At 60.0% G+C, this 10,467-nt stretch carries 8 protein-coding genes; 2 read left to right on the forward strand and 6 right to left on the reverse strand.

Features of this window, described 5'->3' with window-relative positions:
- The first annotated feature begins 43 nt into the window (after positions 1 to 43).
- Together LU682_RS16685 and LU682_RS16690 are read left to right on the forward strand one after the other, a co-directional pair.
- On the forward strand, positions 44 to 622 hold the full coding sequence (locus LU682_RS16685) for an NAD(P)H-dependent oxidoreductase (protein WP_003253953.1): 579 nt from the start codon (positions 44 to 46) through the stop codon (positions 620 to 622).
- Positions 623 to 786: 164 nt separating this feature from the next.
- Positions 787 to 1,170 (forward strand): MerR family transcriptional regulator, encoded by a 384-nt coding sequence (locus tag LU682_RS16690; protein ID WP_003253954.1) that lies wholly within the window; start codon positions 787 to 789, stop codon positions 1,168 to 1,170.
- A gap of 69 nt (positions 1,171 to 1,239) precedes the next feature.
- On the opposite strand, the gene LU682_RS16695 is transcribed toward LU682_RS16690, so the two are convergent.
- Genes LU682_RS16695 through LU682_RS16720 form a run of 6 tightly spaced genes read right to left on the reverse strand, consistent with a single transcriptional unit; the run spans position 1,240 to position 10,434 of the window.
- Positions 1,240 to 3,849 carry an efflux RND transporter permease subunit gene (locus LU682_RS16695; protein WP_010953697.1) on the reverse strand — a complete coding sequence of 870 codons (2,610 nt, stop codon included), beginning with the start codon at positions 3,847 to 3,849 and terminating at the stop codon, positions 1,240 to 1,242.
- Positions 3,850 to 3,882: 33 nt separating this feature from the next.
- A complete protein-coding gene (locus tag LU682_RS16700) occupies positions 3,883 to 4,719 on the reverse strand; it encodes an outer membrane lipoprotein-sorting protein (protein ID WP_003253956.1) in 837 nt (278 codons plus the stop codon).
- A gap of 50 nt (positions 4,720 to 4,769) precedes the next feature.
- Complete coding sequence (locus tag LU682_RS16705) at positions 4,770 to 6,053, reverse strand: DUF1302 family protein (RefSeq protein ID WP_010953696.1); 1,284 nt, start codon at positions 6,051 to 6,053, stop codon at positions 4,770 to 4,772.
- Positions 6,054 to 6,055: 2 nt separating this feature from the next.
- Positions 6,056 to 6,820 carry an SDR family NAD(P)-dependent oxidoreductase gene (locus LU682_RS16710; protein ID WP_010953695.1) on the reverse strand — a complete coding sequence of 255 codons (765 nt, stop codon included), beginning with the start codon at positions 6,818 to 6,820 and terminating at the stop codon, positions 6,056 to 6,058.
- Positions 6,817 to 7,554 carry a 3-oxoacyl-ACP reductase family protein gene (locus LU682_RS16715; RefSeq protein ID WP_060488904.1) on the reverse strand — a complete coding sequence of 246 codons (738 nt, stop codon included), beginning with the start codon at positions 7,552 to 7,554 and terminating at the stop codon, positions 6,817 to 6,819. Before LU682_RS16715 ends, LU682_RS16710 begins: the two co-directional genes overlap by 4 nt.
- Positions 7,555 to 7,563: 9 nt before the next feature.
- The gene (locus LU682_RS16720) at positions 7,564 to 10,434 is read right to left on the reverse strand and encodes an aminotransferase class III-fold pyridoxal phosphate-dependent enzyme (RefSeq protein WP_060488902.1); all 2,871 of its coding nucleotides are present in this window, start codon (positions 10,432 to 10,434) and stop codon (positions 7,564 to 7,566) included.
- Positions 10,435 to 10,467 lie beyond the last annotated feature (33 nt).

The following is a 10,467-nucleotide window of genomic DNA, read 5'->3' on the forward strand; positions in this document are numbered from 1 at the left end:
GGGGCAGACTTTACCCTTGGCACTTCATTACCTGGAGTTTGTCATGAAGCGCAAACGCATGCTCGTAATCCTCGGCCACCCTTCGAACGACAGCTTTTGCGGCGCTGTGTCCGAACGTTATGTCGAGGCTGCCACGCAAGCAGGCCATGAGGTGCGCCTGCTGCGCCTGGATACCCTGGATTTCGATCCGGTCTTGCACGATGGCTATAACCAGATCCAGTTGCTTGAGCCCGATCTGATCAACGCACAGAACGACATTACCTGGGCCGAACACCTGACATTGGTGTACCCGATCTGGTGGGGCGGCATTCCGGCGTTGCTCAAGGGGTTCTTCGACCGCGTGTTTCTGCCCGGTTTTGCCTTCAAGTACCGCAAGGGCTCGCCCTTCCCGGATAAACTGCTCAAGGGCCGCACGGCTCACCTACTGGTGACCATGGACACGCCGCCGTGGTACTACCGGTGGGTGTATCGCATGCCGGGCCTGCACCAAATGCGCAAGACCACCCTGGAGTTCTGCGGCATAAAACCCCTGAAAACCCTGACCTTCGGTCCGGTATTGGGCTCCAAGCCGGAACAGCGTGAAGCCTGGCTCAAACAAGTCCAGGCAGTCGCCAGCCGCTGATCGGCCCCGGTCGGGCCGTGCCCCTGCGCTGCCCAGCCGAGCCGCCGTGCTGTGACGCCTTTTCAGCTTGGCTTCCCACCCCCTGACGCTTGTGCAAAAATGTCGCGCGCCTGTACGAGCACGCGACATCTTTTCGCTTCTGATGCGTCAAAAAAGGGATTTTCATGTACATCGGCAAAGCCGCCCAGCTGTCGGGCACCACCGTCAAAAGCATCCGCCATTACGAAGAAATCGGCCTGCTACCCCCACCGCAACGCGAAGGCAAGTACCGCATCTACAGCCAGCAAAGCGTAGAGCTGCTGACCTTCATCAAATGCGCTCAGCAACTCGGTTTCAAGCTCAAGGAAATGCAGGCCATTCTGCAGGATCATCGCGGCCAGGAGCTGCCCTGGGATCTGGCCATGCAGGCCATCGATAACAAAAAGCAGGAATTGATGGGGCAGATCCAGGCCTTGCAGCAAGTGCATGACGGCTTGGTTGAGTTTGAGCTGAGCCTCAAGGATGCTCAGATGCAATGCCAGTTCGAACACCTGGAAAAAGCCCGCTGAATCCGCTCCGCCGCCCCTGAACGGCCATGGCGCCCGGTGCCGTTTTCAGCACGCAGGCGCCCCGGCGATTTAGCCTGGCACAGCCCCACCCCCCGGCTGCTCGCCCTCTTGCACTGCTGGCTGCGGCACAATCGAGGCAAAGAACCACGGCGAAATCAGCGTGACCAACAAAATGGTCATGAAGCCGCTGGATGACAGCGCCAGTATCACCAGTACACCCAGGTCAATGACGGGTTTGTAGGCGGAGAACAGCAGCGCGACAAAGCCCATCGAGAAGATCACGACGTTGACCACCGTCGAGCGCCCGACGCCCTGCATGGCCGCCAGGATGGCCTCGTCGATCTCGATGCCCTTCTGCACCAGCATCTTGATCCGTGACAGCAGGTGAACGGCGTAATCCACCACGCCCACCACCAGGAACGTCACCAATGTGGTACCGATGTTCAACTCAATATCCAACAGGTACATGCTGCCGTAAACCGTCACCGACGTGGTCAGCAACGTCAGCATGCCGAGGATGCCCAGGCGTACTGACTTGAGCCAGAACATCATCATCAAGGTCACGGCCAGCAACGCCAGCGAGAAGCTCAGCACCTGACCCTGGGTGATTTCCTGCAACACCCCGGTCCATATGTACGGCGTACCGGCATGGGTGACCTGCAGGTTGGCCGGTTTGTTGATGGCCAGCCAGGCGTCTAGTTTATCGAGCATCGCCTGGTAATCGCCCGCCACAGAGGAGGTCATGGTGAACAGCGTCACCGCCTTCGAGTAATCGGCATTGAGCACGTTCTGCAAGTCAGTGCCGCCACCGTTCTCGAACATCATGATGTGTTGTTCGATGAGCGAGTTGCCATCGACATCGAAGGTCTCCGGTTTGCCGTCATCATCGACCACCGTCACCTGCTCCACCGCCTGCGGCACCCGCAGGAAAGCAGGGTTCATGTCGTTGAGCACGAGGTTCATGCGCTTGATGTAGGTCGCCACCGAATAGGTGTAACTCACGTTCGGCTGGGCCTTGATGAACTGGTCCAGACGGTCGAGGAACTGCACGGTTTCAGTGGTCAGCGCGCCACGCGGAGTCTTGGTGTCGAAAGCGATCCAGCCCGGCGATGTACCGGCGACTCCGGCCCGGTTGATGAACTCGTCGGACATCCGCACCGGGCTGTCCTTCTTGAAGTAGGCAATGCCCGAGTCTTCGATATCCACCTTGAACGTGAACACCGTCATCATCGCCAACAACGGAAGGGTCACCAGCAATACCGGCTTGCGCCAGCGAATCAGCCAGGCACAGAACACCACCAGATAGTGGGAGATCAGCGACTCTTTCAGTTGCACTTTGCGCGGGACGGCATCTTTGCCCCAGATCGAAATCCACGCCGGAATCAGTAGCAACGAGATGATCAGCGCCGCCGTCAGGCCGATGGACATGAACACGCCAAAGTTGCGGATGCTGACAATGTTGTTGGTGGTGGAAATCAGGAACGTCGCAATCGTCGTGACCGTTGTCAACACTACCGGCGTGACCATCAGGCGCTGGGTTTCACGGTTGGCTTCGCGGAAAGACTTACCCGAATTGAGCTGTTCGTAATACTCGGCCATGACGTGGATCGCGTCGGCACAACAGATGGTGAACAGGAACACCGGCAAGACACTGGTGAGCAAGTCCATCGGCACCCGCAGCAGCGCCATCAGGCCAAGGGTCCAGATGGTGCAGAACAGGATATTGAACAGCGGCAGCACCACGCCAAGTGGTTTGCGAAAGAAGAAAACCAGCAGAGAGGTCACCAACAGGAACACGATCGGGAACAGCATCGCCAGGTCGTGATCGATGATTTCCTGCTGGGCCGCAATGAAGATCGGCATGCCGGCGATGAACACCTCATCGGTGAACTCCGGGTGGGCGGCCTGGTACTTCGCGATGATCTCGCGGACCTGGTGATAGGCACGCAACTGGGCCTGAGCGTCGTCCTGTTTGGTGCCCAGTTCAGCGACGACCATGGCGACTTTCTTGTCCGCCGAGACGACGCCACCGACCATCTGCTCGTTGCCCATGATCTGCGCTTCGACCTTGATCGGGTCCATATCCAGGGCGTGCAGGGTCTTGTGGATCCACAACTCGCCATCGGCACTCAAACTGATGTTTTCCAGGTCAGCCATCGAGGCCATTTCCTGGATCGGGTTGATCCGCTCGGCAAGAAAGCTCAAAAACTGCAGGTCATGGCTGTCCCAGTGCCGGGCAATCCCATGGTCGCGCAGCGCTTTGGCGGCAGCGTAATCGTTCTGCGAAAAACCCTCGGCGAGGATCTGCACCAGCAAACCCTGGGCATCAGGGTCGTCACTGTGCAGGCCGACGATGCGCTGCAGTTCGACACGGTCCTCATCGTTCGCCAGCATCAACTGGCGTATGGCCTGGGACAGCTCGAACTGGGCGTTCAGCGACGTGGTGTTGAAGACACTCACGGGGTTGTTCAGCGCCACCATGACCGAGTCATAGGTGCCGGTGAACTCGCGCTGCAGATCAATGATCGTCTTGCGCGCCGGGTGAGTGTCCTTGAGCAGATACGGATTGGTGTCCGACATCAGCGCGCCGAGGGTGTAGGTGAAGTAGGCGGTGATCGCCACCAACACGAACACAATTGCCCGCGCATAGCGCTCGACGAAGTTCAGGTATCTTTCCATGAATGAGGGTTCCAGATGAATCGAGAGCGGCGCTTAGCGGGCAGACACGGCGTATTCCGGCAAGTCGCCGGCTTTCAGCCCGCGCTTGATCGCGGTCTGCGTGAACAGGCGGTCGTCCAGCGCGACGTTGTACTGCAACTGATTGAAGCGCAGCTGAGAGCGCGTACCGGCGATGAAGTCCTCGGTTTCGCTGAAGGTAATGCTGTCGATCTGGTCGATGGTTTCAGTCTTCAGGGTGCGCATCTGCTTGAACATCACACCTTTTACATCGAAGAAGTCCTGGCGCAGCACCAGTGAGTTCTTCTTGTCAACCCAGACCTTGAGCTTGTTGTAGCCGGTCTTGGCCAGCACGGCAGGCGTCGCCGGCTCACGCTCGATCACGTAGCAATCGCGGCCCTGCAACTGCTCTTCGCCAACCAGCGTTTGGCGATAGTCTTCGGCGCGAATCTTGTCGAGGTCGGCATAGGAGTAGTCGCTACCCATGAACGCCCCGCGTTTGTCGGTGGTGGAAATCCTTCGGGTCTGTCGGCTGACCGGCAAATACATCCACTGGCTGTCTTCGAGGCCCAGGGCCTCGCGCGGGTTTTCGATGTGGAAGGCGACGTCACGCACATCACTTGGCGCGGAGAAATACATGGTGAATTTGTCGCTGTCCGGGTAATCCTTCTGCAGGTAGCTGAACTCGCGGATGCGGCTGTTACCTTGCTTGTCGATCAGGATCAGGGACACCTGGGACATGAAGCTCTTGCCGTCATCGCGGTCCCGGGCCTGGCGAATGATGTCGTCGGCCGTGCGTGTTTCAGCTGCCATGGCGGCAGCGGCGCTCAACAGCAGTGCGCTTACAGTCAGGGTCTTGAAGATGGGCAACATGGCGATTTCCTTTTCATTGTTTGAGTGGTTCGCACACCGCACCGGTGTGGTCAGAACAGATAACCGGCGGACAAGCGCACCTGATCGCGGTTGTCGTACGCACCGAACTGGCGGTCGGGCTTGCCGAAGAACACATCGACTTCGAGCCCCAACTTGAGCCAGTCCACCGGTTTGTAGGTGAAGATCCCCTGAACGAAACTGTCGTCCTGCGCTGGCGGCGACATGCCGAATACCAGACGGGTCTTGAGGCGATCCTGGAACTGCGAGCCTTCGGCAGACACGGTGAACAGGTCGTCGCGTTTGTCCTGGACCATGCCGGGCTGCCAGTCGAGCAGCCGCTGATGTTGCCACTGCGTCGAGATCAGCCAGTCCCGCAAGAGGTAATCGACGCCCAGCAGCGACTTGGTCATAGCCGTCTGGTCGCTGCCGTAAGCGCGGTAAGGATTGGTGACGCGCCAATTGTCGAAGTAGGCGACTTCACTGCGTACCACGATGCTGTGGCCGGCATCGATGGCCACACCGGCACCGCCCATGGAATAGCGCGGGAATTGCCGCTCAAGGCGAATCAGGCCCTCTTCGGTCTGGCCTTCGACGGCGTAAACCGGGTCCTGTTGGCGGGCGTTGAGGGCAACGAAGCTGACATCCACCGTGCCGACCCGGCCGTTGGCACTGGCGCCGTAACCGAAGCCACTGTGACCGTCATAACCGGGCCGCGAATCGACCACGAACATCTGCGGATCGGGTGTGGCAAAGATCGGTGCATCGAACTCGCTGCCGACGGCCGGCGCCTGGTTTTTCACAAAGTCAGTGATCACCAGCGCTTCCAGCTCCCACTCGGCGACCGGCTGCACCAGGCGAATCATCGGCACGGCGATGCGGCTGTCTTCCAACAGACCGATCACACCCTCGCGATAATCCAGCGGGTTGATCTGATCGAGCACCCGTAATTCATCTGCACGCCCCCACACCACCTGCTGCCAGCCCACCGTCAGCTCGCCGTCACCGACGTAGAGCCCCCAGTAAAGGTGCCGCCAATCGGCAGTGGCCCGGTAATCGTCCCGGGCTTGCGCGCTGTATGGGTTGTTGCCGTCATAACGGAAGTCATAACGGGCTCGGCCCTTGGCCTTGTAGTAGCCGCTGTCCCAGGCATCCTCCAGGCTGAACTTGAGGTACACGGCTTTTTGCGTGACCCGGTCGTCACCGTGCAGACGCACGGCCGTGGCAACGCCGATCTCCGCTTCATGATGCTCCGGCAACCACTCGGCGATCGCCGCTGGCGGGCCGAGGCTGACCAGCGCGGCCAAAAGGCCGCGGTTCAATCCCAGTCGAGCCATGGCTACATTCCCAACCCGGCACCGCCGTCGATCATCAGGCTTTGCGCCGTGACACCACTCGCCTGCGGGCTCGCCAGATAACGAACCATGGCCGCCACTTCGTCGCCCTGAATGAAGCGCCGCAGGGGCAACTTCTTCTTGGCATTGCGCAGGATCTGCTCATGGGTGATCCCGGCGATGCGCGCTTGAGCCGCCAATTCGCCTTGCAGCATCGGTGTGTCGATCCAGGCGGGCAGGATGGCATTGACGGTGATTCGCCGTGGCGCCAGGTCCAGCGCCAAGGCTTTGGTCATGCCGATGATGCCGTGCTTGGAGGCGCAGTAAGCGGTGTTGCGGACCTTGCCCGCTCGGCCGAGGATCGACGACATGTTGACGATCCGCCCACCATCCGCCATCAGTGGCAGGCACAACGAGGTGACGTAAAAGGTGCCGTTGAGGTTGATCGAAATGACCTTGTGCCAGTTGTCGAGGTCTTCGGGTTCGTTCTCGTCGCAGACCCCGGCGCTGTTGACCAGCACATCGACAAAGCCGACCCGGTCGGCCAGGCCCTTGAACAGAAGTTGCAGGCTGGCGAGATCGGCGATGTTCGCTTGATGGGTTTCGATACGAGCGGCAAATTCGCCCTCGGTGACCCACCCCTGCAAGGTTGCCAGATCCCGATCAAGCAAGATCAAAAGGTGCTCGGCCTGGGCTGCAAAACTTTCCGCGACGGCGCGGCCAATACCATTGGCCGCGCCGGTAATCACAATCGTGCGTAACTGGCTCATGGCATTTTCAATCCGCCGTTGACGGACAGGACTTCGCCCGTGATGTACAGGCCGCGCTCGGCCAGATACAGCACCGCGTCGGCAATTTCTTCAGGCCGGGCGAACCGTTTGATCAACAGCCGCGACTGGATTTCCTGCTCATGGGCGCCGACCAGGGCTTGGCTCATGTCGGTGCTGACGATGCCGGGCGCCACCGCGTTGACCCGGATGTTGCGCGGCGCCAACTCCACCGCCAGTGCGCGTGTCAATGCTTCTACACCGCCTTTGGCGGCGGCGTAGTTGCTCTGGCCCTTGCCGGGCTTTTGCGCGGCCACCGAACTGAGGTTGACGATGCACCCGCTGCGTTGGCGCATCATGCAGGGCAGCACCTGCTGACAGCACAACAACGTGCCGACCAGGTTGGTCTGGATGACCTCGGTGATGTCGTTCAACGATTGCGTGGCGAGCAAACCGTCACGGGTAATACCGGCGTTGTTGACCAACGAGTCGATACGCTCGAAACGTTGCTCGACCCGTTCAAAAAACGCCTGAATGCTCGGCGCTTCCTTGACATCACACTGCACGGCCAGGCAGTCCCGGCCGAGCCCTTCGACCTGCGCCTGCAAGGCAGCGGCTGACGCCTCGTCACGGACATAACTGAAGGCAACCTGATAACCCGCGCCGGCCAGGGCCAGCACGATGGACTTGCCAATGCCGCGACTGCCGCCGGTCACGACAGCTATTTTCTGAGTCATGACCGCTCCTTACAGTGAGTTTTGAGTTTTGAATTGCGCGAGGGTGAAACCGTGGGTCGCGGCCAGTGCGCGGACCTGCTGCACTTGCTCACGGCTGATATCGCCGTAGGAGCCGTGCTGGCTCATGCCAGACAAGCCCATCAACACCGACTCGGCCATACACGCATACAGCTGACCTTTCTTCAGATAGGCCCGCACGTTGGGCGCCAGGCCGTCGTCGAACGGCGTCTGGACGATGCCGCCGTGCATGTAGAGCACGTCTTCGCGTTGGCTCGGCAGGTCTTGATGGACGTTCAGCGGCACGGCGATATCGCAAATCACGCTGCGCTCGGCAAAATGTTCGGCACCGAGGAACGGCTGAGGCGCATTGGCAGCGCACAGGACAATACGTGCGCCCTTGATGGCGTCGAGATCGTTGGTGACCGTGATGAAGGCGTTCGCGCCAAGGCGCTCATCCACCAGACGGGCGATGTGCAAACCGAGGTCGGCTTTTTGGCCATGTGAGTGCAACAAGCCACGAAAACCATCAAGGGTCAGCAGTCGCTGGGCCAACCGGTCGTGTTCGGCCGTGCCTTTGAGGATCGAACGGGCCGCGTCGGCGTAAATCTGTTGCGCGGTTTTCTCCAGGCGCCGAACCGAGCCATCACGACCGCTGCCAATCAGAATCAGGTGATCGACGGTGGCGGACAGCACCGAGGCATAGGTCGACGCAACGTTACCGGCGGCACCGACAACGGCAGCGGTTTGCTCGCAAAGTGCCAGACCTTGCTGTACACAGCCTTGCTCGATGGCTTCGAGCCCCATGCCGATGGTCAGGGCATTGCCGGACGTCAGCGCCATGTCGGCAATCTTCAGCGCCTGACAATTGTTGGTGACGATCGAGGTGTACATCCCGAGGCCGGCGATGCTGCAGCCATCGGCGCGGGCATCAGTGACACGCCTGCCGACTTCTTCGCGAATGCTGTCCAGGTCACCGCTGCGGATGTACTCGGCCATGGCATCCGAGTCCATGCACAGCGGGTATAACGTGAACTCCACCGCCATGCCGAGGCGCGACCGAATGATCACCGGGCCGACTGGCACAGCGCGGCGCTCAGGCTTGGTGCGATTGATGAACGTGCGTTTTTGTTCCGGGCTCAGGGCTGCCAACGAGGGATCGACGTCACCGAGGATATCGGCATCGATCAGGTGGTTGATGAACGCTACCCGAGCGACGACTTCGACCTTGGCATCCCTGTTTTCAACGGGCTCGGTCACCCGAAAATCGTCCTGACGGGCTGGCAAGGCGGGCATCGAGTCCGCGCAGATACCCGCAGCCAACGGCAAGGCATCGCCACGGCGCAGCATGTCGCAGACCCGTTGCAGGGCAGCGATCAGCTTGTCGATTTCGCCCAGGGTGATACAGGCTGGCGGCTCCAGGCGAATCACGTTGGAGTTGCTGCCCGAAGGTGCTACCCGCAACGCTTCGAATTGCAACAGGTAACCGGCGATCAAGTAACCCAAGGCATCGTTGTACTGGGCCGACGCCTGTACCAGCGAGCTGCTGACACTCAAGTCGTGCAATTCCAGCCCCACCAGCAAGCCACGCCCGCGCACATCGGCGATCACATCCGGATAGGCCATCTTCAGTTCATTGAGCGAGGCTTTGAGGTAGGCGCCCTTGGTGCGTATGTCTTTGAGCATCGCGTCGTCATCGGCGAACAACCGGCGCAATGCCGACAGCGCGATATGGCAGGACGGATCGTCCTCGGCGAAGGTCGAGCTGTGGATATAGCTGAACTCGCCTTCGTAGTGGCTGCTGCGGATCACCGTCGCGGCGATTTTCATCAAGCCGCCGCCGAGTGCCTTGGACAGGCAGTAGTAGTCGCCTTGCAGGTTGAACTGGCTGCTGGCAAGAAACGTCCCGGCGCGACCAAAACCCGACTGCACTTCATCGACCACCAGCGGGCATTGTTGCTCGTTACACAGCTTGCGCAGCCCCAGATAGAACTCGGCCGCGAACTCGTTGATACCGCCTTCGCCCTGAATCGGTTCCATCAACACGGCGGTAATTGCACTGAACGGCAATTGCAGCACGTGCAGGTGTTCGCCGTCCCATTGCAGGCTCAACCAATGGTGCGTGTGCCGGGCCGGCAATTCCTGCAACTGATGGGGCTGCTGTGGGTCGATGAACTCGACGTTCAGCCCAAAACGGGCAAACGGCGCGCGGTACTGACGGCCATAGGTCAGTTGCACGGTATTGACCAATTTGCCGTGGAAGCTGCCGCGCAGGGCGACGAATACCGGTTCGATGTGCAACTGCGCCAGGTTGTGTTGGCGAACGGCTTCAACCACCTGACGCAAGGTCACGCTGTTAAGGGTGGCCGGCAGGACACCTGCAGGCAGGTCGAGGTCGGCCACATCCAGTTCGCGGTAAGCGTGTTCGCTGGCGGTCAGGCTGGCCAGGGTGAAATCGATGTCGTCGAACTGCTTTTGCAGGCTCTTCTGACGACGGAACTCCGCGTACTTGACGGCGATTTCCACCGCCTCCGCGCCGCTGTTGGAGAAAGTCGAAATATAACGTTCGGTGTTCTTCAGTTCGCGATTGAAGGCGTCGCTGAGCGCTCGCCCCAATTGCCCGGCCGCACCGCGGATCGACATTTGTGCGTTGAACGGCACGTCGCTGCGCAGCAGCGCACATAGCTGATCGACAAACTGTGGGTCGTTGTGGCCGAACAGTGCCGCACCGTAACCGCCGAGAAAGTCGGTGACCGTGACCATGTCGCCCTTGGGGTTGCGGTAGAACAACTGGCTACCGAGGGCGCGCTCAAATTCACACTCCAGGCCCAGTGCCTGCAGCAGGCCGACGAATTTGGGCCGAACGAAATCGCGATAATCCATGACAGTCATATCCCTTGAAAGTAAAAAAAGAGG

The organism is Pseudomonas alloputida (genome assembly GCF_021283545.2).
Taxonomy (GTDB): domain Bacteria; phylum Pseudomonadota; class Gammaproteobacteria; order Pseudomonadales; family Pseudomonadaceae; genus Aquipseudomonas; species Aquipseudomonas alloputida.

Coding starts and splice junctions, on each gene's coding strand:
- LU682_RS16685 (WP_003253953.1), top strand. CDS start 44: ATGAAGCGCAAACGCATGCTCGTAATCCTCGGCCACCCTTCGAACGAC.
- LU682_RS16695 (WP_010953697.1), bottom strand. CDS start 3,849: ATGGAAAGATACCTGAACTTCGTCGAGCGCTATGCGCGGGCAATTGTG.
- LU682_RS16700 (WP_003253956.1), bottom strand. CDS start 4,719: ATGTTGCCCATCTTCAAGACCCTGACTGTAAGCGCACTGCTGTTGAGC.
- LU682_RS16720 (WP_060488902.1), bottom strand. CDS start 10,434: ATGGATTATCGCGATTTCGTTCGGCCCAAATTCGTCGGCCTGCTGCAG.
- LU682_RS16690 (WP_003253954.1), top strand. CDS start 787: ATGTACATCGGCAAAGCCGCCCAGCTGTCGGGCACCACCGTCAAAAGC.
- LU682_RS16705 (WP_010953696.1), bottom strand. CDS start 6,053: ATGGCTCGACTGGGATTGAACCGCGGCCTTTTGGCCGCGCTGGTCAGC.
- LU682_RS16710 (WP_010953695.1), bottom strand. CDS start 6,820: ATGAGCCAGTTACGCACGATTGTGATTACCGGCGCGGCCAATGGTATT.
- LU682_RS16715 (WP_060488904.1), bottom strand. CDS start 7,554: ATGACTCAGAAAATAGCTGTCGTGACCGGCGGCAGTCGCGGCATTGGC.